20 protein-coding genes and 2 pseudogenes are annotated in these 26,242 nt (G+C 60.4%); 10 read left to right on the top strand and 12 right to left on the bottom strand.

What is annotated here, in order from left to right:
* Window position 1: 1 nt before the first annotated feature.
* On the bottom strand, window positions 2-2,434 hold the full coding sequence (gene hrpB, locus BFR47_RS08300; RefSeq protein ID WP_071472625.1) for an ATP-dependent helicase HrpB: 2,433 nt from the start codon (window positions 2,432-2,434) through the stop codon (window positions 2-4).
* A 64-nt stretch (window positions 2,435-2,498) separates the two neighbouring features.
* Here hrpB and thpR point away from each other — a divergent pair, with 64 nt between their 5' ends.
* Window positions 2,499-3,026 (top strand): RNA 2',3'-cyclic phosphodiesterase, encoded by a 528-nt coding sequence (gene thpR, locus BFR47_RS08305; protein WP_071472626.1) that lies wholly within the window; start codon window positions 2,499-2,501, stop codon window positions 3,024-3,026.
* Between the two features lie 24 nt (window positions 3,027-3,050).
* On the opposite strand, the gene sfsA is transcribed toward thpR, so the two are convergent.
* A complete protein-coding gene (gene sfsA, locus BFR47_RS08310; protein WP_071472627.1) occupies window positions 3,051-3,779 on the bottom strand; it encodes a DNA/RNA nuclease SfsA in 729 nt (242 codons plus the stop codon).
* A 282-nt stretch (window positions 3,780-4,061) separates the two neighbouring features.
* Here sfsA and dksA point away from each other — a divergent pair.
* From dksA to panD, 7 genes and pseudogenes are all read left to right on the top strand, one after another.
* A pseudogene (gene dksA, locus BFR47_RS08315) lies at window positions 4,062-4,515 on the top strand (RNA polymerase-binding protein DksA).
* 15 nt (window positions 4,516-4,530) lie between these two features.
* Entirely contained in the window at window positions 4,531-5,454 is a 924-nt protein-coding gene (gene gluQRS / locus BFR47_RS08320) for a tRNA glutamyl-Q(34) synthetase GluQRS (RefSeq protein WP_071472628.1), read from the top strand.
* Between the two features lie 72 nt (window positions 5,455-5,526).
* Window positions 5,527-6,885 (top strand): polynucleotide adenylyltransferase PcnB, encoded by a 1,359-nt coding sequence (gene pcnB, locus BFR47_RS08325; RefSeq protein ID WP_245748859.1) that lies wholly within the window; start codon window positions 5,527-5,529, stop codon window positions 6,883-6,885.
* Window positions 6,882-7,370 (top strand): 2-amino-4-hydroxy-6-hydroxymethyldihydropteridine diphosphokinase, encoded by a 489-nt coding sequence (folK, locus tag BFR47_RS08330; protein WP_071472630.1) that lies wholly within the window; start codon window positions 6,882-6,884, stop codon window positions 7,368-7,370. The genes pcnB and folK overlap by 4 nt, the downstream gene beginning before the upstream one ends.
* Before the next feature lie 12 nt (window positions 7,371-7,382).
* Window positions 7,383-8,177 (top strand): 3-methyl-2-oxobutanoate hydroxymethyltransferase, encoded by a 795-nt coding sequence (gene panB / locus BFR47_RS08335; protein ID WP_071472631.1) that lies wholly within the window; start codon window positions 7,383-7,385, stop codon window positions 8,175-8,177.
* Window positions 8,178-8,186: 9 nt separating this feature from the next.
* Window positions 8,187-9,032, top strand: coding sequence for a pantoate--beta-alanine ligase (panC, locus tag BFR47_RS08340; RefSeq protein ID WP_071472632.1), 846 nt, complete (start codon window positions 8,187-8,189; stop codon window positions 9,030-9,032).
* A 168-nt stretch (window positions 9,033-9,200) separates the two neighbouring features.
* Complete coding sequence (panD, locus tag BFR47_RS08345) at window positions 9,201-9,587, top strand: aspartate 1-decarboxylase (RefSeq protein WP_425433998.1); 387 nt, start codon at window positions 9,201-9,203, stop codon at window positions 9,585-9,587.
* A gap of 60 nt (window positions 9,588-9,647) precedes the next feature.
* Here the strand turns inward: panD and BFR47_RS08350 are convergent, their stop codons facing one another.
* The 5 genes and pseudogenes from BFR47_RS08350 to mpl form a co-directional block, all read right to left on the bottom strand.
* Window positions 9,648-10,421 (bottom strand): ABC transporter permease, encoded by a 774-nt coding sequence (locus tag BFR47_RS08350; RefSeq protein ID WP_071472633.1) that lies wholly within the window; start codon window positions 10,419-10,421, stop codon window positions 9,648-9,650.
* Complete coding sequence (locus tag BFR47_RS08355; protein WP_071472634.1) at window positions 10,418-11,338, bottom strand: ABC transporter ATP-binding protein; 921 nt, start codon at window positions 11,336-11,338, stop codon at window positions 10,418-10,420. Before BFR47_RS08355 ends, BFR47_RS08350 begins: the two co-directional genes overlap by 4 nt.
* An 84-nt stretch (window positions 11,339-11,422) precedes the next feature.
* Window positions 11,423-11,953, bottom strand: a complete 531-nt coding sequence (hpt, locus tag BFR47_RS08360; RefSeq protein ID WP_071472635.1) for a hypoxanthine phosphoribosyltransferase — start codon at window positions 11,951-11,953, stop codon at window positions 11,423-11,425.
* A gap of 83 nt (window positions 11,954-12,036) precedes the next feature.
* Window positions 12,037-12,668 (bottom strand): annotated as a pseudogene (locus BFR47_RS08365) (flavin prenyltransferase UbiX).
* Window positions 12,661-14,025 (bottom strand): UDP-N-acetylmuramate:L-alanyl-gamma-D-glutamyl-meso-diaminopimelate ligase, encoded by a 1,365-nt coding sequence (gene mpl / locus BFR47_RS08370; protein ID WP_071472636.1) that lies wholly within the window; start codon window positions 14,023-14,025, stop codon window positions 12,661-12,663. Before mpl ends, BFR47_RS08365 begins: the two are co-directional and overlap by 8 nt.
* A 195-nt stretch (window positions 14,026-14,220) precedes the next feature.
* Between mpl and ppa the strand changes: the two genes are divergently transcribed.
* Both ppa and BFR47_RS08380 read left to right on the top strand, forming a co-directional pair.
* Window positions 14,221-14,751 (top strand): inorganic diphosphatase, encoded by a 531-nt coding sequence (gene ppa, locus BFR47_RS08375; RefSeq protein WP_071472637.1) that lies wholly within the window; start codon window positions 14,221-14,223, stop codon window positions 14,749-14,751.
* Between the two features lie 336 nt (window positions 14,752-15,087).
* On the top strand, window positions 15,088-15,879 hold the full coding sequence (locus tag BFR47_RS08380; protein ID WP_071472638.1) for a TIGR03899 family protein: 792 nt from the start codon (window positions 15,088-15,090) through the stop codon (window positions 15,877-15,879).
* Window positions 15,880-15,943: 64 nt separating this feature from the next.
* Here BFR47_RS08380 and cysG read toward each other — a convergent pair whose 3' ends face one another.
* The 5 genes from cysG to rpoC form a co-directional block, all read right to left on the bottom strand.
* Complete coding sequence (cysG, locus tag BFR47_RS08385) at window positions 15,944-17,341, bottom strand: siroheme synthase CysG (RefSeq protein ID WP_071472639.1); 1,398 nt, start codon at window positions 17,339-17,341, stop codon at window positions 15,944-15,946.
* Between the two features lie 162 nt (window positions 17,342-17,503).
* Window positions 17,504-18,271 (bottom strand): phosphoadenylyl-sulfate reductase, encoded by a 768-nt coding sequence (locus BFR47_RS08390; RefSeq protein WP_175514082.1) that lies wholly within the window; start codon window positions 18,269-18,271, stop codon window positions 17,504-17,506.
* The gene (gene cysI, locus BFR47_RS08395) at window positions 18,261-19,964 is read right to left on the bottom strand and encodes an assimilatory sulfite reductase (NADPH) hemoprotein subunit (protein WP_071472641.1); all 1,704 of its coding nucleotides are present in this window, start codon (window positions 19,962-19,964) and stop codon (window positions 18,261-18,263) included. The genes BFR47_RS08390 and cysI overlap by 11 nt, the downstream gene beginning before the upstream one ends.
* On the bottom strand, window positions 19,964-21,763 hold the full coding sequence (locus BFR47_RS08400) for an assimilatory sulfite reductase (NADPH) flavoprotein subunit (protein ID WP_071472652.1): 1,800 nt from the start codon (window positions 21,761-21,763) through the stop codon (window positions 19,964-19,966). The genes cysI and BFR47_RS08400 overlap by 1 nt, the downstream gene beginning before the upstream one ends.
* A gap of 239 nt (window positions 21,764-22,002) precedes the next feature.
* Window positions 22,003-26,214: a DNA-directed RNA polymerase subunit beta' gene (rpoC, locus tag BFR47_RS08405; RefSeq protein ID WP_071472642.1), complete on the bottom strand. Its 4,212-nt coding sequence runs from the start codon at window positions 26,212-26,214 to the stop codon at window positions 22,003-22,005.
* Window positions 26,215-26,242: the final 28 nt, after the last annotated feature.

The following is a 26,242-nucleotide window of genomic DNA, read 5'->3' on the forward strand; positions in this document are numbered from 1 at the left end:
ATCAGTGCTTTATATGCCTCTTGGTGTGCCGGGTCGGCGCCGTGTTGGCGGGATCATCGGGCCACACGTGTTTGGGATAACGTCCCTTCATCTCTTTCTTTACATCCAGATAGGATCCGGCCCAGAAGGCGGCCAGATCCCGGGTAATCTGTAACGGGCGCCGGGCCGGCGACAAGAGCTCCAGCACCAGCGTCACCCGACCCCGCGCCAGCTCGGGCGTGCCCGACTGGCCGAACATTTCCTGCAGCCGCACCGGCAACACCGGATCCTCGCCTTCCCGGTAGCGGATACCGGCTCGGGTGCCGGTGGCCAGCTCGATAGCGCCTGGCAGCAGAGTATCCAGCAATTGCTGTTGTGACCAGTCCAGCCGACTCCTGAAAATACCCTTCCAGTCGAGCCGGGACAGCTCTTCCCACCGCCCCAGCCCCGTCAGATAAGGCAGCAGCCAGTGTTCGGCCTCGGCCAGCCAGTCGGCTTCGTCACAAGGTTCGAAGCCGCAATCGGCCAGTTTTTGTCCGGCCAGCTTCAATCTGAACCAATATTGCCGGGCCCTATCATCCAGTGGCAGGGCCGACCAGCCGCGTCGCACCAGCTCCTCCAGCAGACAGCGGGCCCGTTGCTCCGGACTCACCTTATTCAGCGGGGAACGCTGCAACACCAGATTACCGAAACACCACTGACGCTCGGCTCGTACCCGGTTGGCGTCGCTATCCCACTCCAGGTGCTCGCGCTCGCCGAAACGCTCGGGCACAAACTGCTGCAATTGCTCCACCGTCACCGGCTCCGCTGCCTGGATGAAGACCCCCCGCTCACCCCGTCCCAGCGCCGCCATTGCCAGCATCGGCTTGCCGAGCAAGGGGCTGCCCTGCGGCAAGTCCGCGCTGAGGCCGCCAGCCAGCCCATAACGCCCCTGTTGGCGCAGCAACGCAACCCACTCGGGCCTGGCATTGGCCAGCAGCGGGCCCAGGTAATGGCCCGACGGTACACTCTCGCTCTGTTTCAGTCGTTTGAACCAGCGCTGGGCCGCCGGCTTCAGCCGCCCCTGCCGGGCCAGCAGTTGCCCGGACAGGGGGCCATTATCCCAGCGTCCCTCTTCCAGCAGGGCCACCAGATAAACCGCATCGGCCAGCGCCCCGCCGTGGCCCTTTCGCTGCCAGTCCTGCGCCGTCAACAGCAACTGCCCCAGCCAGGGCTCGGAACCCAGTTGCCAGACCCGTCGCCCGAGCGGGGTAAGCTGAGCGCCGTTCAGCAAGCCCAGGATCGCGAGCTGGCCGCGCGCCGCCGCCAGCAGGGTGGCGGGCGGCGGGGTCAGTAACGGCAACTGCTCGGGATCGGCGCCCCAGGCGGCACATTCCAGCACAAAGCTCGCCAGGTCGCTCTGTTCGATTTCCGCCGGGCGCCGGGCCGCCAGTCGTTCCTGCTGCTCCTGGCCCCACAGCCGCAGACAGGCGCCGGGCTGCAAACGTCCGGCCCGGCCGGCGCGCTGGGTGGCCGAGGCCTGACCAATCTGGCGGCTGTGCAGTCGGGTGATACCGGACTGGGGCTCGAACTGCGCCAGTCGCTCCAGCCCCGAGTCCACCACGATGCTGATGCCGTCGATGGTGAGCGAGGTTTCCGCGACATTGGTGGCCAGTACCACCTTGCGCCGGCCCAGGCCTGCCGGCGCGATGGCCGCCTGTTGTTCGGTCAGCGCCAGCCGGCCATAGAGCGGCCTGATCTCCACCTCCGCGCCTGTTTTGCCGTTCAACCAGTCCTGGGTACCGCGGATTTCCCGCTCACCGGGCAAAAAGGCCAGCACACTGCCATCAAAACGCTCCAGCGCCGCCAGTATGGCCCGGCCCATGGCTTCATCCAGCCGGCTGTGCTGATTGCGGGGCTGATATTCCAGCGTCACCGGAAAACTGCGCCCGGCGCTCTGCACCACGACCGCCTCGGGCAGCAGGCTGTCGAGCGCCAGCCCCTCCAGAGTGGCAGACATCACCATGATCTTGAGGTCTTCACGCAGCGCCTGGCATTCCAGGGCGAAAGCCAGCGCCAGATCCGCCTGCAGGCTGCGCTCGTGAAATTCGTCAAAGATCAGCAGTCCGACGCCGTCCAGCTCCGGATCGGCCTGCAGCATGCGGGTCAGCACCCCCTCGGTCACCACTTCCAGCCGGGTGTCTTTGCCGACCCGGCTTTCACCGCGCATGCGATAGCCGATGCGGCCACCCGGCGTTTCCCCCAACTGCGTTGCCAGATACTGGGCGATGGTGCGCGCGGCCAGCCGCCGGGGCTCGAGCATGATGATGCGCCCCCGGATCTCGGCCTGATCCAGTAACCACAACGGCAGCCAGGTGGATTTACCGGCGCCGGGTGGCGCTTCGATGATGATCTGGGATGCCGTCAGCGCCTGCTGCAACCGGGGCAGGGCCTCGACGATGGGAAGCTGGTTCACGTGATTACCTGACTGATCGAAAACGGCTATATTGTGCCAAAAGCCCCCGCAAAGGACTACGGTATTGAATAGAGAGACATCACGGCTGTTTCTGGCCTTTCCCGCCGAGGAGCTGGCACCGCCCCTGAGCCGACTGCAGGACCGCCTGGCGCTGACCGGTCGGCGGATCCCCCCTACCCAGTTTCACATGACCCTGCGCTTTCTCGGACCGCTCACCCGAGTTCAGACCGGCTCCCTGCTCAAACAGCTGCCGCAGATGAAGCTGCCCGCCTTCGAACTGGAACTGGACCGGCTCGGCTGCTTTCCGCGGGCCAGGGTGGTCTGGATCGGCCCTTCCCGGCTCCCCTCCGCCCTCACGGCGTTATCCGAAGAGCTGGACGCACGTTGTGCCTCCTTGAAGCTGGGTCCGCCTCACAGAGCCTTTCGGCCGCATATTACCCTGTTTCGTCACGACAACACCCCGACACTGCCACCGATAGCCCCGCTGGTTTATCGTCCCTCGCGGCTGTGCCTGTACAGCTCCACCCTGAGCGAGCAGGGCCCGAATTACCAGATACTGCAATCCTGGCCGCTGACCGATGGTGAGGAGTGAGTCGCTCCCCCTCACTCATCCCCCTCAGATGCCGTGTATTTCAAACGGCAACGCCTGCACCAGCGTCATACCTTCGGGGCTGATCTCGGCCCGCCAGGCCAGACACTCCACCCCCGCCCCCACCGCCTCTGCCACCAGGGCGCCGTAAGCCGGATCCAGATGACTGGCGGGACTGATCCGTTCGATACCGGTATGCAGCACACAAAACAGCAACACCGCCCGCTGCCCGCTATTGACGCAGTGAATCAACTCACGCACATGCTTCTGCGCCCGCTCACTTTTCGTGTCCGGAAAATACCCCTGTCCGGCCCGCTCACCCTCACGCTCTTCCAGCAAGGTCACGCTCTTGACCTCCACATAGCAGTCCGGCTCGTCGCCTCCGCTCAGCAGAAAATCGATGCGGCTACCTTCGTTGCCGTAGCGGACCTCGGCTTTGATATCGGCATATTGCGCCAGCTGGGGAATTCGCTGCAGCTCCAGCGCCTCGGCCACCAGTTGGTTGGCACGGGCGGTGTTGACGCAGATGAAATCTCCGTGATGGTTTTCGACCAGCTCCCAGGTATGGGCATATTTGCGCTTCGGATTATCCGAGGTAGAAAAATACACCGCCCACCCCGGCTCGGCACAGCCGGTCATCTTACCGGTGTTAGGGCAATGCAATGTCAGCGGATTATCCTGATAAATCACGTCGGCCAGGAAGCGCTTGTAGCGCCGGAGCAAGCGCCCGCGGCACAAAGAAGAGGAAAACTGCACAATTGTACCTATAGTTCATAAAGTAAGGCCTGATGATAATCGGCGTCGCAGCACCGACTCCACCCTTGAAAAGGCTGTACCCAACCCCCATATGGAGGGCTCAACAGGAAGCCGCCGCTCTTTTTGCCCCGCCCACGTAAAGAAACAGTGGCCAGGATCATGGTAAAAGAGCAATATCCGCATAAATCGCAATGCAAAATTGCCTTGCTAATATGCTTTCTGATATAGATAGCCGCTTCTTAAAATTGGTTGGCGCAATAATTGCTTTTTAGGAGATACGGAATGCCAGCAGTCGAAACCAAAAAATCTCTCGGTATTCTGGCCATTGCCGGTGTTAAGCCTTATCAGGCGAAACCCGACGAAGAATACATGAACGAAGAGCAAAAAAACGCACTTCCGCAAAATTCTGGGTGCCTGGCGCAATCAACTGCGCGAAGAAGTAGACCGCACCATGGGCTACATGAAAGATGAAGCGGCCAATTTCCCCGATCCGGTGGACAGAGCCGCTCAGGAAGAAGAGTTTGCCCTTGAGCTGCGCGCCCGTGACCGGGAACGCAAGCTGATCAAGAAAATCGAAAAAACCCTGCAGAAGATCGAAGAAGACGATTTCGGTTATTGCGAGCACTGCGGCGTTGAAATCGGCATCCGCCGGCTGGAAGCCCGTCCCACCGCCGACCTGTGCATCGACTGCAAGACCCTGGCCGAAATCAAGGAAAAACAGATGGCCGGTTACTAAACCGTCTCCCATACCATGAAAAAGACAGCGCCCGACCGCTATACAGGGCGCTTTGCTCCCTCCCCCAGCGGTCCCCTTCATTTCGGTTCCCTCATCGCCGCCCTCGGCAGCTACCTGCAGGCCAGGAGCAATCAGGGCCAGTGGCTGCTGCGCATCGAAGATCTGGACCCTCCCCGGGAAGTTCCCGGAGCGGCCGATGACATCTTGCGTACCCTGGATGCCTTTGGCCTGTATTGGGACGGTACGCCGGTTTACCAGAGCCAGCGCCATGACTACTACCGGGCAATACTGGACGACTGGGAAAAGCGCGGACTGACCTATCACTGTCACTGCACTCGCAAGATGATAAGCGCCAGCGGTGGCTTTTATAACGGCCACTGCCGGGAGCGGGCGCTACCGGCCAGGAACGCGGCGGTTCGCTTGCAGATGAATCAGCCGGTTTATGGCTTTCATGACCGGTTGCAAGGGACTGTCAGCGTGCCGCCGGCATTGGCAGAAGAAGACTTCATCGTGCGTCGGCGGGATGGTCTCTACGCCTATAACCTGGCGGTCACCGTCGATGATGCCGAGGCCGGCATAACCGAAGTGGTACGGGGCGCCGATCTGCTCGAACCCACGGTGCGCCAGATTGCATTGTACCGACTGTTGGGGTCGCCCGAGCCACACTGGCTGCACCTGCCGCTGGCGGTATATTCGGGTCACAAGCTGTCCAAACAAAACCATGCCCCGGCGTTGGATGCACGCCAGCCGGGGCCGGCACTCTGGCAGGCGCTGCATTTTCTCGGCCAGCACCCTCCCCCCGCACTTTTTGGCGCCGAGCCGGCCGAACTGCTGAGCTGGGCCTGCCAGTGCTGGCGGCTCGAACAGGTCCCGCCAGGACCCCATATAGAGCTGAATTGCGCAGATAGTTCGCATTTTCAGCGCCCTGCGCTATTATAGTGCGCCGATTTTTTATCTTAAGGCCTTGCGAGGTGTCCTATTTTTTCCCAGATTGCTGGCTTTTGTAAGAAGCTGCTCACCCGACAACAGGAGGCGTTGCCGTTGCAACCCGTGGTGCTGACGCGCGACCAACATGGTATTTCGCGCCAACAAATCAGTGAAAACGCCCTGAAAGTGTTGTATCGCCTGAACAAGGCAGGCTTCGATGCCTACCTGGTCGGTGGCGGCGTGCGTGACTTGCTGCTGGGCCGCCAGCCCAAAGACTTCGATGTCGCCACCAGCGCCACCCCTGAACAGGTCAAGCAGCTTTTCAGCAACTGCCGCCTGGTTGGCCGCCGTTTTCGTCTGGCTCATGTGCTGTTCGGTCGCGATGTGATCGAAGTGGCGACCTTTCGCGGCCATCACCACCAGGTGAACAACAACAAGAACATCTCATCCCAGTCTTCCGAAGGGATGCTGCTGCGCGACAACGTCTACGGCACCATCGAAGAAGACGCCGAACGCCGCGACTTTACCGTTAATGCGCTCTATTACAACATTGCCGACTTCAGCGTGGTCGGCTTTGCCAACGGACTAAAGGATCTGGAGGCACGCCGCCTGGAGCTGATCGGCGACCCGGAAACCCGCTATCGGGAAGATCCGGTACGCATGATCCGGGCGGTACGTTTCTCCGCCAAGCTGGGCCTGACCATCAGCCCCCGTACCGAGGCCCCAATCCAGGCCCTGGCGCCGCTGCTGTCCGATATCCCCGCCGCCCGTCTGTTCGAGGAAACCCTCAAGCTGCTGCTGGCCGGCCAGGGTCTCGAAACCTATCACCAGTTGCAGCACTATGGCCTTTTTGCCCAGCTGTTCCCGGAAACCGCCGAGGTGATGGGCCAGGGCAATAATCGCTATGGCCACTTCATCGAGCTGGCGCTGACCAACACCGACGAGCGTATCGCTCAGGATATGCGGGTCACCCCGGCCTTCCTGTACGCCGCCCTGCTGTGGGGGCCGGTAGAAACCCGCACCCAGGAATTCGTCAACGAAGGTGGTCTGGGTTATTACGATGCCTTTATGCTCGCCGCCGATGAAGTGCTGGGTCGTCAGGTGAAAACCGTGGCAATTCCTCGCCGTTTCAGCTCGGTAGTGCGCGATATCTGGCAACTGCAGGAACGCCTGCCCAAACGCAACGGCAAGCGCCCTCATCGTCTGCTCGAGCACCCCAAGTTCCGCGCCGGCTACGACTTTTTGCTGCTGCGTGCCGAGCTGGATCCTCGACTCAAGGAGCTGGCAGACTGGTGGACCGACTTTCAGGTCGCCAACCCGGTCTCTCGGCAACAGCCGGCTCGTGGTGCTCAGGAACGGCCCGCCAATGCCGCAAACGAGTCCGAACCGCGTAAACCTCGCAAGCGGCCACGCCGTCGTCCGCGCCGGAGAAAAGACGCGTGAGCACCGTATTTGTCGCTCTCGGCGCCAACCTCGGCGATCCGCTGGCACAAATCAGGGCCGCCCAGCAGGCTCTGGCTGCCCTGGCCACGCCGGGCAGCCTGCGGCATTCACCGCTGTACCACAGTATGCCCATGGGGCCGGCGGACCAGCCGCCCTATATCAATGGCGTGTCGACCTTCGACACCGAACTGGCTCCCCTCGCCCTGCTCGATGCGCTGCAGTCTATCGAGCTGACTCACGGCCGGGTGCGCAAGGAAGAACGCTGGGGGCCACGCACCCTGGATCTGGACATGTTGCTCTATGGGGAACGTCACATAGAGGAAGAGCGGCTGACCGTCCCCCACTACGGCATGAAACAAAGGGAGTTTGTACTCTATCCCCTGGCGGACCTGGCACCGGGCCTGGTACTGCCCTGCGGGACTCCCCTGGACCGGCTGTTGCACGACTGCCCGACCAATGGCATGACCCGACTGTCTCCGCAGTAACAGGAATACACCATGAGTAAAATCACCACGGCACGCCTGCTGGCGATGAAGCAGGCCCGGCAGAAAATCGCCATGATCACCGCCTACGATGCCACCTTTGCCACCCTGTTCGAACAGGCCGGCGTGCATGCCATTCTGATTGGCGACTCCCTCGGCATGGTACTGCAAGGCGAAGACAGCACCCTCAAGGTCACGGTGGCGGATATCGCCTATCACACCCGCTGCGTGGCCAATGGCAGCGAGAAGGCGATGATCGTCGCCGACATGCCGTTCATGAGCTACAGCAACCCGGAGCAGGCCTGCACCAGCGCGGCCGAACTGATGCGTGCCGGAGCCCATATGGTGAAACTCGAAGGCGGCGACTGGCTGACCGAAACCGTTACCCAGCTGACCCGTCAGGGTATTCCCGTGTGCGGCCACCTGGGGCTGACCCCCCAGTCGGTACATGTATTCGGCGGTTTCAAGCTGCAAGGCCGCGACACCGAGCAAGCCGACCAAATCAAGCGTCATGCCCGGGCGCTGGAAGCCGCCGGCATTCAGCTGCTGGTACTGGAATGTGTGCCAAGCCAGCTTGCCACCGACATCAGTCAGGCACTGTCCATTCCGGTGATCGGCATCGGCGCCGGCCCGGATACCGACGGTCAGGTGCTGGTGATGCAGGACGCCCTGGGACTGACGTCCGGCTATGTGCCCAAATTCACCAAAAACTTTCTCGCCGACAACGGCAATGTCGCTGCCGCCATCGAAGCCTACGTGGCCGAGGTGGCCGATGGCCGCTTCCCCGGCCCGGAACACAGCTTTAACTGAGGACAGAAGATGCAACTGGTCAGCACCCTCGACGAATTAAGAGCCGTCATCAACGGCTGGCGCCGCCACGGCGAGCGTATCGGCTTCGTGCCCACCATGGGTAATCTGCATCAGGGGCATCTGGAACTGGTCAAACAGGCCAGAGCCCGCTGCGAACGCGTCGTGGTCAGCATTTTCGTCAACCCGCTGCAGTTTGATCGGGCGGCCGACCTGGCCGCCTACCCGCGCACCCTGGAGCAGGACTGCGCCCGGCTGGGTGAACTGGCCGACCTCGTCTTTACGCCCACCCCCGACCTGATGTATCCCGGCGGCCAGCAGCAGCAAACCCGGGTTGTGGTTCCCGGCATCGCCGAGGTGCTGGAAGGCGCCCTGCGTCCGGGTCACTTCGACGGCGTCAGCACCGTGGTGTGCAAGCTGTTCAATCTGGTGCAGCCGGATCTGGCCTGCTTCGGCGAAAAAGACTACCAGCAGCTGGCGCTGATCCGTAAAATGACCGCCGATCTGAATATGCCGGTCGAGATCCTGGGCGTACCGACGGTGCGGGCCGACGACGGCCTGGCACTGAGCTCCCGCAACGGTTACCTGACCGACGCCGAGCGCGCGCTGGCCCCCGAGCTTGCCGCCACCATGAACTGGCTGGCCGGTCTCATGGCCGATGGCGAGCGGGATACGGAACAACTGGCCGCCGCAGGCAGTGCTCGACTCAACGACGCCGGTTTTCGTACCGACGGCATCGATATCGTCGATGCGGACAGCCTGTTGCCGTTGACGGCCCAGAGCCGGGCCGCGGTCATCCTGATGGCCGCCTTTCTCGGCAAGGCCCGATTGATAGATAACCGGGTAGTGACGCTGTAAGACACTACCCTCACTTTCGGCAGGACAGCCGGATGGGGTCACACCCACTCAGGGTAAACCCGTCCCCGGGGACTCGGACATGCCGTCACCGGCATGTCACGGTCGGTCTGAAGAGCCCCCATCCCGCCCTTACGCCTTGAAGGCAGTAATAACGGAGACAAGCTAAAGATGGACATGCAACGCATCATGCTCAGAGGCAAGCTGCACCAGGCCCGGGTAACTCACGCCGAGCTGAACTACGAAGGCTCCTGCGCCATCGACCAGGATCTGCTGGATGCGGTCAACATCCGTGAATACGAGCAGATCGACATCTACAACATCGAGAACGGCGAGCGCTTTCACACCTACGCCATTTCCGGTGAACGCGGCTCCAGGATGATCTCGCTGAACGGCGCCGCCGCCCGCAAGGCCGCCGTGGGCGACCGCATCATCATCTGTGCCTACGCGCCGATGAGCGAGCAGCAGATCGAAGGCTACAAGCCCAGCCTGGTGTACCTGGATGCGGACAACAACATAGTGCGCACCAGCAAGGACATCCCTCTGCAACTGGCCTGATCGCCGCCATTAGCAGCAGTTAGCATGAAAAAAGGCAGCCGGTTGGCTGCCTTTTTCAATTCAGTGGCGCAGTCCGCGCCCGGTGTGAATCAGGTACCAGGCAACCCCGTAGAACAGGGCGATGAAGCCGATGATGATGCCGTAGGCCACGGTCAGCGGCACATCACTGATGCCCAGAAAACCGTAACGGAAGGCGTTCACCATGTAGAGCACCGGATTACCGTGTGAAATGGTTTGCCACACATCGGGCAGCAGTTCGATGGAGTAAAACACCCCGCCCAGGTAGGTCAGCGGCGTCAGCACAAAGGTCGGAATGATGCTGATATCGTCGAAGGTGCGGGCGAAAATCGCATTGAGCAGCCCGGCCAGCGAAAACAGCACCGAGGTCAGAAAGACGGTGAAGATCACGCTGAACAGGTGGCTAATCTGCAGGTCGACGAAGAACAGCGACACCAGGCTGACGATGAGCCCGACCAGCAGACCCCGTACCACGCCGCCGCCCACATAGCCGGCGATGATCACATAGGTCGGCACCGGCGCCACCAGCAATTCTTCCACGTTGCGCTGAAACTTGCTGCTGAAAAACGACGACGCCACATTGGAATAGGAGTTGGTGATCACCGACATCATGATCAATCCCGGCACGATGAAGGCCATGTAGGAATAGCCGCCCATCTCGCCGATACGGCTGCCGATCAGGTTGCCGAAAATCACGAAATACAGGGTCATGGTGATCGCCGGCGGCACCAGGGTCTGTACCCAGATCCGGGTAAAACGCACGATTTCCCGGTGTAATATGCTGCGAAAGGCGATGTAATACTGCTTGGCGCTCATGCTTTTCTCCCCTGCTCCACCAAAGTAACAAACAATTCCTCCAGCCGGTTGGCCTTGTTGCGCATGCTCAGCACCCGCACCCCCTGCTCGTTCAGCTGGGCAAACACCCCGTTCAGCCCCTGCTCCTTCTTCACTTCCACTTCCAGGCTGTGATCATCCAGCATCTGCCAGTTGAAGCCGGACAAGAACGGCTCCCGGCTGTCGGCGGCCAGATCCAGAATAAAGGTTTCCACGTTGAGCTTGCCGAGCAGTCTCTTCATGCTGGTATTTTCCACCAGCCGACCCTTGTCGATGATGCCGATGTTGCGGCACAGCATCTCCGCTTCTTCCAGATAGTGGGTCGTGAGGATGATGGTGATACCCTGTGCGTTGATATCCTTGAGGAAGTCCCACATGGCCCGGCGAATTTCGATATCCACCCCGGCGGTCGGCTCATCCAGGATCAGCAGTTTCGGCTCATGCATCAGTGCCCGGGCTATCATCAGCCGGCGCTTCATGCCGCCGGACAGGGTACGGGCCGGCACATCCCGTTTGTCCCACAGATCCAGCTGCTTCAGATAACGCTCGGCGCGCACCTTGGCTTCCGACCGCTCAACCCCGTACAGACCGGCCTGATTGACCACGATCTGCTGCACCTTCTCAAACTGGTTGAAGTTGAATTCCTGGGGCACCAAGCCGATCTGGGACTTGGCCAGCTCCAGATCGGTGTCGATATCGAAGCCGAAGACCTTTACCTTGCCGGCACTCTTGTTTACCAGCGACGAGATAATGCCGATGGTGGTCGACTTGCCGGCCCCATTGGGGCCGAGCAGGGCGTAAAAATCACCCTGGTTCACGCTCAAATCGATACCCTTGAGGGCCTCCACACCACCATCATAGGTTTTGCGCAGGCCCTCAATCTCCAGTGCTTTGGTCATGTTTGGCTCCAGATAAAAAACATATGCCTGGGCTGAGACCAGGCATATGGCAGTGCATGAGAAGAGGGGATGGCTAAGCCGGTATTATTCCAGCGGTATCACCTTGCCGATGTAGGGCAGGTTGCGATAAAGCTGGGCATAATCGATGCCGTAGCCTACCACGAACTCGTCGGGGATGGTAAAGCCGACCCAGTCTACCGGCACCTGTACTTCCCGCCGATCGGGCTTATCGAGCAGCGAGCAGATGGCGAGTGAAGCCGGGCTGCGCAGCGACAGAATTTCCTTTACCTTGCTCAGGGTATAGCCGGTATCGATGATGTCTTCGACGATCAGCACGTGCTTGTCGTGGATCTCGTCGTCCAGATCCTTGAGGATGCGCACGTCGCGGTTACTTTCCATGCTGCTGCCGTAGCTGGAGGCGGTCATGAAATCGAGCCGCACCGGCAGATCAAGCTGACGACAGAGATCGGCCATAAATACACAGGATCCGCGCAGCAATCCGATCATGACCAGCTCGTCAACGCCCTGATAATGGGTGTTGATCTGCTCACCCAGGGCCCGGATCCTGGCATTGACCTCATCGGTGCCGATCAGGACGTCCACTCTGTGTTTCATTTTTTAGCTCCGTTCGGGCCAGAAACGCCCGACTGTGATTAAAGCGGTATTCTAGCGGAATTCTCGATTATCTGCATTCCGGGTCAAGTTTCCGGGCTGCCGTAACCCCAGCGCGGCACCAGCGCCTGCTCGACGTCGAGATGATCCAGGATCCGCGCCACCATGAAGTCGACCAGATCCTCGATCGAACGCGGCTGGTGATAGAATCCCGGCGAAGCCGGCATGATCGTGACCCCGAGGTTAGCCAGCTTGAGCAGGTTTTCCAGATGCAGGGCCGAAAACGGCGTCTCGCGCGGAACCAGGATCAACTGACCCTTTTCCTTGATCACCACATCGGCGGCCCGTTCGATGAGATTGTCCGATGCGCCCATGGCGATGGAGGCCACCGTGCCCATGGAACAGGGGCAGATCACCATGCGCCGAGGGGCGCCCGACCCCGAGCCACCGGCGAAAACCACTCTTCCTTGCCATAGACCCTGAGCTGCTCCGACGCCGCCTGATAACGCTCGGTCAGCAGGGCCGCCAGTGCCGCCGGCTTGCCCGGCCACTGCTCGCCCTGTTCGGTGGCCAGCACCACCCGGGCGGCACTGGACACCAGCAGGTGCACCTGGATGCCGGCAGCCAGTAAACGTTCGAGCAGCGCCAGCGCGTAGGGCGCGCCGGACGCGCCCGACAGGGCCAGGGTGATCTGGCGATGACGCGGATACTCATGCATCGACATTAACTTCCTCCAGCGCCTGCAGCAGACGGCCGTGAATGCCGCCGAAGCCACCGTTGCTCATCACCAGGATCTGATCCCCCGGTTGTGCCGCCTCGACCAGGGCCGCGATCAGCGCCTCCAGCTCCCCGAACACCCGCCCCTGCGGGCAGGCTCCAGCCACCGCCGCCAGATCCCACTGCAGGTCGGCCGGCCGGAACAGATAGGTCTGATCTGCCAGTTGCAGCGAGTCCGTCAACGGCTGCTGGTGCACCCCCATCTTCATGGTGTTGGAGCGAGGCTCCAGCACCGCCAGTATCCGCTTGCCGGCGGCCCGGGCCTTGAGCCCGGCCAGGGTGGTGGCGATGGCGGTCGGATGATGGGCGAAGTCATCCCAGACCCGAATACCGGCCACTTCGCCCTTGAGCTCCATCCGCCTTCTGGGTGATACGAACAGGCACAGCGACTTGATGGCCTCGGCCACCGGCACCCCGGCATGGCGGGCCGCGGCCAGCGCCATCAGGCCGTTGTGCACGTTATGCAGGCCGATACAGCCCCAGCGCACCTCGCCCACCGGCTTGCCGTCGAGCAGCACGGCAAAGTGACTGCCATCGGCTTGCAGGGGCTCGGCCTGCCACAGGCCGTCTTCACCCAGGTACTCCACCTCGCTCCAGCACCCCATGGCCAGCACCTGATCCAGGGCCGGCGTCCGGGTCGGTACCAGCACCCGGCCATGGCCGGGCACCATCCGCAACAGATGATGGAACTGCCGCTGGATCGCCGCCAGATCATCGAAGATATCCGCATGATCGAACTCGAGGTTGTTGAGGATCACCGTGCTGGGCCGGTAGTGCACGAATTTGGAGCGCTTGTCGAAGAAGGCGCTGTCGTATTCGTCGGCCTCGATCACGAAGAAGGGCGCCTCCCCCAGCCGGGCGGACACTTCGAAATTGCCGGGGACACCACCGATCAGAAAGCCGGGCGCAAGGCCGCAGTCTTCCAGGATCCAGGCCAGCATGCCGGCGGTGGTGGTTTTGCCGTGGGTGCCGGCCACCGCCAGCACCCAGCGATCCTGCAGCACATGCTCCAACAGCCACTGGGGACCCGAGGTATAGGGAATGCGACGGTTGAGCACCGCCTCCACGCAGGGGTTGCCCCGGCTCATGGCGTTACCCACCACCACCAGATCCGGCACCAGATCCAGCTGGGCCGGGTCGTAGCCTTCGATCAGCTCGATGCCCTGCTGCTCGAGCTGGGTGCTCATCGGCGGATAGACGTTGGCGTCGCTGCCGGTAACCCGGTAGCCCAACTGTTTGGCCAGTACCGCCAGCCCGCCCATGAAGGTGCCACAAATACCCAGTATATGAATGTGCATAAAATGCCCTTGGCTGCTGTATTGAACGCATTCTAACAATCCGCCGCCGCTTTGGGCACTTGTATGGTGATCCCTGCGACAGCGGTTATAATATCCGCCCCGGTAACCGTTACCCATTTGTATAACAGATGTCTCCCGGTAAGGGTGGTAAACTCGGTTATCAACCCCGTCACAGACAACACTAAAGGAAACGTCATGAGCCTGAACCAGGTACCGGCCGGAAAGAGCCTGCCCGAAGATATCTATGTAGTGATCGAGATCCCGCAGAACGCCGATCCCATCAAATATGAAGTAGATAAAGACACCGGCGCGATCTTCGTCGATCGTTTCATGTCTACCCCCATGTTCTATCCCTGCAACTACGGCTACGTGAACCAGACCCTGTCTCTGGACGGCGACCCGGTTGATGTGCTGGTACCGACTCCGCACCCGCTGGTGCCCGGCTCCGTGATCCGCTGCCGCCCGGTTGGCGTGCTGAAGATGACCGACGAGTCCGGTGAAGACGCCAAGATCGTGGCTGTACCGCACAGCAAGCTGACCAAGGAATATGACCATATTCAGGACGTCAACGACCTGCCCGAGCTGCTCAAGGCCCAGATCAAGCATTTCTTCGAGCGCTACAAGGAACTGGAAGCCAACAAGTGGGTGAAAGTGGAAGGCTGGGAAGACAAGGCGTCAGCCGAAGCCGAGATCCTCAGCTCTGCCGAGCGTTACAACAACGCCTGATACTGGCGGGCAGATGCTAAAAAAGAGCACTTCGGTGCTCTTTTTTTATGCCGGCGGCAGACTCCAGAAAGCCAGCCTGTTCGGCCTCAACACGGCCTGCATCAGCCTTATATCTGGTTGAGGCTTACTCTATGATGGTGATGATGGTAGCCAGTATTCCCAGGCTTGAAAAATAGCACGCCAACAGGAGCAGCCAGGCCACTCTGGGTTTACCTTTCTCGATTTGTCGCAATTGCAGCATTTGCATCCGGCGCTCCGGTTAACATCAGACCTTGACTTTAACATTGCAACAACATTATTAACACTTAAAAAGCCGACCAGGATGACATCCAGCCCATGACAGCAGATCATAAAATAAAAAACAGCCGCTCCCTGCTGTTAAGCCTGGCCGAGCAACGGGGATTGGCCGGTTTGCTGCATGGGGACTCTCCCCTGAGTTTCGGCGATCGTTTCGAAATCCGGCACCAGCTGGATCAGGCCGCCCGGCAGAAGAACCTGGAAAGCATCGTCAGCCTGGCGAGCGAGAATTGCAACGATGAAGTCGGCAACGACCCCGACCCGGACTGGCTGAGCCGCTATCTGGAACTGGCCGAAAATATTCGCCATCCTGCCATGCAGCACTTCTGGGCCAGCATACTGACCCAAGAGATCCGCAGCCCCGGCCATTGCTCCATTCAGTCCCTGAGCTGCCTGCGCCAAATGACCCAGAAGGATGCCCTGCTGTTGCAGAAAGCCAGCGCCCTCGGCTGCCATTTCGGTGACGACAATCTGCGCCTGCTGTTCGGCTACCAATACCGGACCCTGTTGCAGGGCCGGCGCCAGCAAAAGCTGAATCTGGGCCGCCATCGCCTGCCCTATGCCGGCTTGTTGCAGTTGTTTGAACTGGGGTTGCTGCACCAGGCCGAGCTGGAGTCGGGAGAGTTATCGGTAGCGACACCGCTACGGCTGGAGTTCAACTCGCAGCAAATGACGCTGCACCCGCACAAGAAAGGCGTCCGCCTGCTGTATTATCGCTTCACCACCATCGGCAACGAACTGGCCAGTCTGATGACGGAAAGCACCCCGGCCGATTACCGGAGCGAATTGCAGGAATTGCTGGCGCCGCTGGGGCAACTGAGTCAGAAGTGACTGAGGTATGAGGCGTGAGGCAAAGCCGGTTTACCCTGCTTCCTCACACCTTGATTCATGATGTTCAGGCGTATTGCGCTTGCCCGATCTCGGTTTCGGGTTGGGAGTTGAACCAGGCCAGGGAGTCGGCCAGTGCCGCCACTTCTCCGATCACCATCAGCGCCGGACTTTCCACCTGCTCCGCCAGTACGCCCAGCTCCCTGAGCTCACCACGTACCACCCGCTGCCGAGCCGTGGTGCCGCGTTCGATTAGCGCCACCGGAGTAGCTTCATCCAGGCCGTGTTCGACCAGTCGCTGCTGAATATGAGCCGAGCGCATCAGCCCCATGTAAATCACCAGGGTCTGACGGCCCCGGGCCAGTGAAGCCCAGTCCGGCTCCTTGCCGTCCTTTTTGGTGTGACCGGTGATAAAGACCGCACTCTGGGCGTGATCCCGATGAGTCAGCGGGATCCCCGCATAGGCGGTAGCGCCGGCGGCGGCGGTGATGCCCGGCACCACCTGATAGCGAATACCGGCGGCTTTCAGGATTTGCAGCTCCTCGGCGCCACGGCCGAACATGAAGGGATCGCCGCCTTTAAGACGCACTACCCGCTTGCCGGCCTGCGCCTGTTCCAGCAGCAGCTGGTTGATCTGGTCCTGGGGCACACTGTGATGACCGGCCTTTTTGCCCACCGAAATCAGCTCGGCCTCGGGGCGGATCAGCGCCAGTATTTCTTCCGACACCAGTTGATCGAACAGCACCACCTCGGCTTTCTGCAATTCGTTCAGTGCCTTGATGGTCAGCAGGTCCGGATCACCGGGGCCCGCGCCCACCAATATCACTTCACCGCTCTGGGGCTTTTCCAGCTCCTGCTGCAACCAGAGCTCGGCACCGGCCAGGTTGCCCTGTTTCAGAAAGGCATGCAGGGTGGTGTCGTCCTGGGTCCGGGCCCAGAACCGCCGCCGCGCATCACCGCTGTCCAGGGTACGCTTGACCTTTTGCCGCAGTTTTCCCGCCACCTGACTGAGCTGACCCCAGTGCTTCGGCAGCAAGGCATCCAGCCGGGCGCGCAGCAGCCGTGCCAGCCAGGGCGCATCGCCCCCGGTACTGAAGGCCACCTGTATCGGCAGACGCTCGACAATGGACGGAAAGATCACCGCCGAGCGCTTGCTGTCGTCGGCCTTGTTGACCAGCAGCCCGCGAAGATTGGCGAGCTGATAGACCCGGGCATTGACCTCGGTGTTGTCAGTCGCCGCCACCACCAGAAACTGGTCGTCGAGGTAACTTTCGGAAAACACATCGTTCTGCCAGACAAACTCTGCCTGCAGTCGCTGCAGCTCGGGGGAAAGCTCGGGGGCCACCACCGTGACCCGGGCGCCCCGCGCCAGCAGAACCCGAACCTTGCGAGCCGCCACGGCACCGCCACCCACCACCAGACAAGGGCGGTGCTTGATTTTGATAAACAGGGGCAGATGCTCCATGGCCGGTTCCACTGAATGTGTTGAGATAGACCGACTATAAACAGAAATAACTAACGCACAAAAGAATATAAAATGATTTTTTATTCCAAATATGAATTAGTAGAGGGGAACAAGAAGAAAGGAAAGCAGCACGGCCGAGCGGCGTCGGCCCGTGCTGTCTGGTCAGATACCGCTGCCGTCGGACTCGGGGACTTCATGCAGGCCGCACTCCCGCTTCAGGCCATTGAAACGGGTATCGGCTTCGCTCATGCCCGGTTCCCACTTGGTGGTGGTGTGGACATCGCCGACCGAGACATAGCCCTGCTCCCACAAGGGGTGATAGGGCAGATCGAATTCCTTGAGGTAGTAGTGAACGTCCTTGTTGCTCCAGTCGATGATCGGCAGAAACTTGAACAGACCATTCTGCAGCCCCAGCACCTCGAGCCTGCCGCGGGTATCGGACTGGCTGCGGCGCAGGCCGGAGAACCAAGTACTGGCCTGCAGTTCGCGCAGGGCGCGCTGCATCGGCTCAACCTTGTTGATCTGGTTGTAACGGCTGATGCCCTCTACCCCCTGCTCCCACAGCTTGCCGTGGCGGGCTTCCTGCCAGGCCGCCGAGGTCTGAGCCCGATAGATCCTGAGGTTGAGTGACAGCCGCTCGCTCAGCTCATCGATAAAACGATAGGTCTCGGGAAACAGGTAGCCGGTATCGGTCAGGATCACCGGAATATCGGCCTGCTCCCGGGTCACCAGGTGCAGCATCACCGCCGCCTGAATTCCGAAGCTCGAAGAGAGGACCGGCGTCCCCTCCAGGTTTTCCAGTGCCCAGCGCACCCGCTCGGGTGCGCTCATCGACGCCAGTTTCTGATTAAGCGGGGCCAGGGCCTCCGCTTGATCGAGTCGCGACAGGCTGTTCAGCTCTTCCAGGCTGGGTAACAGACTAGATGTCATAGTTGCTGGCATAAAAATCCCTCGCGGAGTCCACTACCGGCGCTATGATGCCGGCCCGGATCACGAAATCACCGAAGGCTTCGCCTGCTTCCCGCTCGGCCGACCAGCGGCCGATAAGGGTATCCAGCTCTTCCAGGATCTGGGCGTCGGTGATGTTCTCCTTGTACATGCGCGGAATGCGGGTACCTTCCCGATTGCCGCCCAGGTGCAGGTTGTAGCGTCCCGGTGCCTTGCCCACCAGGCCGACTTCGGCCAGCATGGCCCGACCACAGCCGTTGGGACAACCGGTGACCCGGAAAATGATGGCGTCGTCGGCCATGCCGTGCTTGGCCAGCAGGCCTTCGATGTCGGTGACATAGGCTGGCAGCATGCGCTCCGCCTCGGCCATCGCCAGCGGGCAGGTGGGCAGGGCCACACAGGCCATGGAGTTCTTGCGCTGCTCGGTGACGCTGTCTTCGAGCAGGCCGTGTTCACGCGCCAGCTGCTCGATATGGGCCTTGTCCTCGGCGGCGACGCCGGCGATGATCAGGTTCTGGTTGGCGGTCAGGCGGAAGTCGCCCTTGTGTACTTTGGCTATCTCGTTCATGCCGGTTTTCAGCTGCTTGCCCGGATAATCCAGAATTCGACCATTTTCGATAAACAGAGTCAGGTGATGCTTGCCATCGATGCCTTCGACCCAGCCGAAGCGATCACCACGACCGGTAAACTCGTAAGGGCGGCTGTCGGCAAACGCGATGCCGGCCCGCTTCTCGACTTCGGCCTTGAACACCTCGATGCCGACCCGCTCCAGGGTGTACTTGGTCTTGGCGTTCTTGCGGTTGCTGCGGTTACCCATGTCGCGCTGGGTGGTCACCACGGCGGCGGCCACTTCCAGGGTGTGCGACAGCGGAATGAAGCCGAAGTCGGTGGCCTTGCGCGGATAGGTCGAGTTGTCGCCATGGGTCATGGCCAGCCCCCCCCCCACCAGCACGTTGAAGCCCACCAGCTTGCCGTTGTCGGCGATGGCCACGAAGTTCAGATCGTTGGCGTGCACGTCCACATCGTTCTGCGGCGGGATCACCACCGTGGTCTTGAACTTGCGCGGCAGATAGGTGGAGCCGAGGATCGGCTCTTCGTCCGGAGTGTCCAGCCGCTCCCCGTCCAGCCACAGCTCGGTATAGGCACGGGTCTTCGGCAGCAGGTGCTCGGAGATCTTCTTGGCCCACTCGTAGGCTTCCTGATGCAGCTCGGACTCGACCGGGTTGCTGGTACACAATACGTTGCGGTTGACGTCGCCGGCGGTGGCGATGGAGTCGATACCGGTGCTGTTCAGCACCTGATGCATGTGTTTGATGTCACGCTTGAGCACGCCGTGAAACTGGAAAGTCTGGCGGGTAGTCAGGCGAATGCTGCCGTAGATGCTGCTCTCTTCCGCAAACCGGTCGATCACCAGCCACTGCTCGGGGGTGATGATGCCACCGGGCAGACGGGCGCGCAGCATGACGTTGTGCAGGGGCTCCAGCTTCTGGGCGGTACGCTCGTTGCGGATGTCGCGGTCGTCCTGCTGATACATGCCGTGGAAGCGGATCAGCTGGAAGTTGTCGCCGTTGAAGCCACCGGTCAGTTCGTCCTGCAGATCCTGCTCTATGGTGCCGCGCAGGAAATTGCTCTCGCGCTTGAGGCGCTCGTTGTCGGACAGTTTTTGTTCGCTCATCAGTAAACATCCCTTTGGTAACGCTTGGCGCTGCGCAGCGCATCTACATATTCTTCAGCCTGCTCACGGCTCTTGTTGCCGTGCTCGGCTACCAGCTCGACCAGTGCCTCCTGTACGTCCTTGGCCATCTTGTTGGCATCGCCGCAGACATAGAAGTGGGCACCCTGCTCCAGCCAGGCATAGACCTCGGCACCCTGCTCCTTGAGCTTGTGCTGCACATAGACTTTCTCGGCCTGATCCCGGCTGAAGGCCAGGGAGACCTTACTCAGCAGACCGCTTTTGACGTAACGCTGCCACTCGGTCTGATAGAGGAAGTCCTGGGTAAAGTGCGGATTACCGAAGAACAGCCAGTTCTGGCCGGCGGCATCCTGGGCTTCCCGCTCCTGCATGAAGGCGCGGAAGGGCGCGATGCCGGTACCCGGACCCACCATGATCACCGGCGTGTCACCATTGGCCGGCAGACGGAAGTTATCGTTATGTTCGATGAAGACCCGTACCTGACCGCCTTCTGCCACCCGGTCGGCCAGGAAGGAAGAAGCACCACCGTTGCGTTGCTCGCCCTTCTGCTCGAAACGCACCACCCCCAGGGTCAGGTGCACTTCTTCGTCCACTTCGGCCTGAGAAGAGGCAATGGAATAGAGACGCGGTGTCAAACGGCGCAGGGCAGCCTGCAGCTGTTCGGCGGTCAGTTTGGCTTTCTTCTCCCGGGCGATATCCAGGATCTGATGGTTGGCACAGTACTCGCGCAGGGCGGCCTTGTCTTCCACCAGTTTTTGCAGCTTCTTGGCACCGGACAGTTCGGCGTAGGCCTGTACGAAACTGGCATAGCCCTGGGTCAGCTCATAATGGTTGATCAGCGCCTCGCGAATCGACAGCATCTCGTCATCCACCTTCACCTTGACCTCGGCGTCGATACCGAGCTGCTCCAGCAGCGCATCCACCAGGGCTGCGTCGTTGGCAAACCAGACGCCCAGTGCATCGCCGGGCTGGTAGGTCAGACCCGAGTCTTCCAGAGAAATCTCGATATGGCGGATATCCTTGTCGGAATCCCGGCCGGTGATCTTCTGGTTGGTAATCAGTTCGGCGGTGAACGGACGCTTCTTGCTGTAGAGGCTGGCGCTCCCCTGGGTCAGGCTGGTCACCGGGGCCGCATGATTGGCCGCCTCCACCTGCAACGCGTCTTTCAACAGCGCCACTGCAGACTGGCTCCAGCCCTGGGCGTCACCTTCGTAATCCACGTCGCAGTCGAGCCTGCCCAGCAAGGGCGTGGCACCGGCCTTCTGCAGATACTCGTCGAAGTCCTTGCCGGTCTGGCAGAAGAATTCGTAGGAGGAATCCCCCAGTGCCAGCACCCCGTAGTGCAGGCCGTCCAGCTTGCCGACCTTGCCGGCTTTCAGCTGCTTGTGGAACTCGATGGCATCATCGGGCGGCTCACCCTCGCCGTTGGTGCTGGTGACAATCAGCACATGCGTCTCTTTCTTGAGCTGCTTGACCTTGTAATCGGCCACGTTGAACAGATCGACGGCCACACCAGCCGCTCCGGCCTGCGCCTTGAGCTCCTCGGCCACGCCCTTGGCGTTACCGGTCTGAGAGGCATAGAGGATGGTCAGCTTGCCCGCCGACTGGGCGCCGGCGGCAGGCGCCGCCGTGACAGCCTGGCCCTGCTGGCTGATACCGTAGAAATAACCGCTGACCCAGGCCAGCTGGGTGGCACTCAGCTCGGCAGCCACCTGAGTGAGTTTATGGACTTGCTGTTCATTCAGCGGGCTGGCTGCCGCCGCGAGTTCCTTTAAAAGCATGACATTCACTTCCACTTTTCCAGATAACCGACAGCTTAAGCCAGGTCAGCGATAAAGAATAAAGAATAAAAGATGATTTTTTATACTTATAAGGAATATAAGTGAGATGAGGTGTGAGGTGAAACAAGCAAGCCTGGCGCGGAGATTGTTTTTCTCCTTACCCCTTCACGGCTCACTTCTCGCCAAATAAAAAAGGGCCCCTTGCGGGAGCCCTTGTCTTATCAGCGAGTCGAGATAACTTATTCTTCGTTGCCGCCAGCCGCGTTCAGCAGGTTGGCCAGGTTCTGTTCGGCTTCATCTGCCGAAATCTGAACCGGCTGCTCCGGATTGCGGTTGGCGTGACGGCCCTGATGGTAGGCGAAACCGGTACCGGCAGGTACCAGACGGCCCACTATCACGTTCTCTTTCAGACCGCGCAAATCGTCTACCTTGCCGGAAACGGCTGCTTCGGTCAGCACTCGGGTGGTTTCCTGGAAGGACGCCGCCGAGATGAACGATTCGGTGCTCAGAGACGCCTTGGTGATACCCATCAGTACGTGACGGAAGCTGATAGGCTGCTTGCCCTCGGCTTCCAGCGCACGGTTGGCCTGACGGATACGAACCACTTCGGCCTGTTCACTGGTGATGAAATCGGAGTCACCGGCATTCAGGATCTCGGCACGACGCAGCATCTGACGAACGATGGTCTCGATGTGCTTGTCGTTGATCTTAACGCCCTGCAGACGGTAAACCTCCTGCACCTCGTTGACGATGTAGTTCGCCACCGGGCTGATACCGCGCAGACGCAGGATATCGTGCGGAGATTCCGGACCATCGGCCAGGACTTCGCCTTTTTCGACCTTTTCACCTTCGAACACGTTGAGGTGACGCCACTTCGGAATCATCTCTTCGTAGGCATCGCCACCTTCCAGCGGAGTAATGACCAGACGGCGCTTGCCTTTGGTCTCTTTACCGAAGGAAATGGTACCGGATACCTCGGCCAGAATGGCCGGCTCTTTCGGCTGACGCGCTTCGAACAGGTCGGCAACCCGCGGCAGACCACCGGTAATATCCTTGGTACCGCTGGACTCCTGCGGGATACGCGCAACCGCGTCACCCACGTTCACCATGGCACCATCTTCCAGGCTGACGATGGCACGGCCAGGCAGGAAGTACAGCGCGGACAGGTCGGTACCGGGGATGAACACATCCTTGCCGGCATCGTCGACCAGTTTCACGGTCGGACGCAGCTCTTTACCGGCGCTGGGACGTTCGTTGACGTCCATCACCACGATGCTGGACAGACCGGTCAGTTCATCGGTCTGACGGCTGATGGTCACTCCATCGATCATGTCGATGAACTTGATGCGACCGGCCACTTCGGTAACGATCGGGTGAGTGTGCGGATCCCAGGTTGCAACAACCTGACCAACCTGCACGGTTTCACCGTCGGCTTTATCCAGCAGCGCACCGTAAGGCAGCTTGTGGTTTTCCCGGGTCTGACCCATCTCGTCGATGATGGTCAGTTCGGAAGAGCGCGACACGATAACGGTCTTGCCGTCGGCATTGGTAACGAACTTGGCGTTCTGCAGCTTGACGGTACCGGCGTTCTTCACCTGGATACTGTTTTCTGCCGCCGCCCGCGACGCCGCACCACCGATGTGGAAGGTCCGCATGGTCAGCTGGGTACCGGGTTCACCGATGGACTGGGCGGCGATAACACCGACCGCCTCACCCTGGTTCACCAGGTGGCCACGCGCCAGGTCACGACCGTAACAGTGGGCACAGACGCCGTGGTCGTTATCACAGGTGATAACGGAGCGTACCTTGACCCGGTCGACGGAATTCTCTTCCAGCTCGTCACACCACTTCTCGTCGAGCAGGGTGTTACGGGCAACCATGATTTCGTCTTCGGTACCCGGCTTGATCACGTCTTCCGCAACCACTCGGCCCAGCACCCGCTCACGCAGGGGCTCAACCACGTCACCGCCTTCGATCAGCGGGGTCATCCACAGACCTTCGCGGGTGCCACAGTCATCGGTGGTGATCACCAGATCCTGAGCCACATCCACCAGACGACGAGTCAGGTAACCGGAGTTCGCGGTCTTCAGTGCGGTATCCGCCAGACCCTTACGAGCACCGTGAGTCGAGATGAAGTACTGCAGTACGTTCAGACCTTCGCGGAAGTTCGCGATGATGGGCGTTTCGATGATGGAGCCATCCGGCTTGGCCATCAGACCACGCATACCCGCCAACTGACGGATCTGGGCGGCACTACCCCGGGCGCCGGAGTCGGCCATCATGAAGATGCTGTTGAACGAGTCCTGCAGCTCTTCCTTGCCGTCACGGTTGATCACCACGTCTTTCGACAGGTTTTCCATCATCGCCTTGGACACCCGCTCGTTAGCGCTGGCCCAGATATCGATAACCTTGTTGTAACGCTCGCCGGCGGTAACCAGACCAGACTGGAACTGCTCCTGAATCTCGGTTACTTCCGCTTCGGCTTCGTCGATGATGTCTTTCTTGGCATCCGGGATCACCATGTCGTTGATACCGACAGATACGCCGGACAGGGTGGCGTAATGGAAACCGGTATACATCAGCTGGTCGGCGAAGATAACGGAATCTTTCAGACCCAGACGACGGTAACAGCCGTTCAGCAGCTTGGAGATCTGCTTCTTGCCCATGGCCTGATCGATCATTTCGAAGGGCAGACCCTTGGGCACGACCAGAGACAGGATGGCACGACCGATGGTGGTGTCGCGAATGGCAGTACGCTTGACCACTTCACCGTCTTCCATTTTCTCGAAGTCGGTGATCCGTACCTTGACCCGGGCGTGCAGCTCGGCGTGGCCGGCACGATAGACCTTTTCGGCCTCTTTCGCGCTGGTAAGCAGCATGCCTTCGCCCTTGGCGTTGATCTTGTCGCGGGTCATGTAATACAGACCCAGTACCACGTCCTGAGAAGGAACGATGATAGGTTCGCCGTTGGCCGGTGACAGGATGTTGTTGGTGGACATCATCAGGGCACGGGCTTCGAGCTGGGCTTCGATGGTCAGCGGTACGTGGACCGCCATCTGGTCACCATCGAAGTCGGCGTTATAGGCCGCACACACCAGGGGGTGCAGCTGAATCGCCTTACCTTCGATCAGCACGGGTTCGAACGCCTGGATACCCAGACGGTGCAAGGTCGGCGCCCGGTTCAGCAGTACCGGGTGTTCGCGGATGACGTCGTCCAGGATATCCCAGACCACGGCTTCCTCGCGCTCGACCATCTTCTTGGCCGCCTTGATGGTGGTGGCCAGGCCGCGGGCTTCCAGCTTGCCGTAGATGAAGGGCTTGAACAGCTCCAGCGCCATCTTCTTGGGCAGACCGCACTGATGCAGACGCAGGGTCGGACCCACGGTAATAACGGAACGACCGGAGTAGTCGACGCGCTTACCCAGCAGGTTCTGACGGAAACGACCCTGTTTACCCTTGATCATGTCGGCCAGGGACTTCAGCGGGCGCTTGTTGGAGCCGGTGATGGCACGGCCACGACGACCGTTGTCCAGCAGGGCATCCACCGATTCCTGCAGCATCCGCTTTTCGTTGCGCACGATGATATCGGGTGCAGCCAGGTCCAGCAGGCGCTTCAGACGGTTGTTACGGTTGATGACACGACGATACAGATCGTTCAGATCCGAGGTCGCGAAACGACCGCCGTCCAGCGGTACCAGCGGACGCAGGTCCGGCGGCAACACGGGCAGCACTGTCATGACCATCCACTCGGGCTTGTTGCCGGAGAAATGGAAGGCTTCCATCAGCTTGAAGCGTTTGGTAATTTTCTTGCGCTTGGTTTCGGAGTTGGTCTGACCCAGCTCTTCGCGCATGGTGTTGATTTCGCTTTCCAGATCGATGTCGCGCAGCAAGGCCAGTACGGCCTCGGCACCCATCTTGGCGTCGAATTCATCACCCCATTCTTCCAGCGCGTCCAGGTACTGTTCTTCAGACAGCATCTGGCCCCGCTCCAGGTTAGTCATACCCGGCTCGATCACCACGAAGGATTCGAAGTACAACACCCGCTCGATATCGCGCAGGGTCATGTCCATCAGCAGACCGATACGGCTGGGCAGGGACTTCAAAAACCAGATATGGGCAACCGGGCTGGCCAGCTCGATGTGACCCATGCGCTCGCGGCGCACCTTGGTCTGGGTAACTTCAACGCCGCACTTTTCGCAGATAACACCGCGATGCTTGAGGCGCTTGTACTTACCACACAGACACTCATAGTCCTTGACCGGACCGAAAATCCGGGCACAGAAAAGGCCGTCACGCTCCGGCTTGAAGGTACGGTAATTGATGGTCTCAGGCTTCTTGACTTCGCCATAGGACCAAGAGCGGATCATGTCGGGCGAAGCCAGACCGATTTTGATACCGTCAAACTCTTCAGTCTTACTCTGCGCTTTCAAAAACTTAAGCAAGTCTTTCACGTTAGTCTCCTGTGAGGAGTTCTACCTG

Origin of the sequence: Oceanisphaera psychrotolerans (assembly GCF_001870485.1) — a bacterium.
Lineage (GTDB): Bacteria > Pseudomonadota > Gammaproteobacteria > Enterobacterales > Aeromonadaceae > Oceanimonas > Oceanimonas psychrotolerans.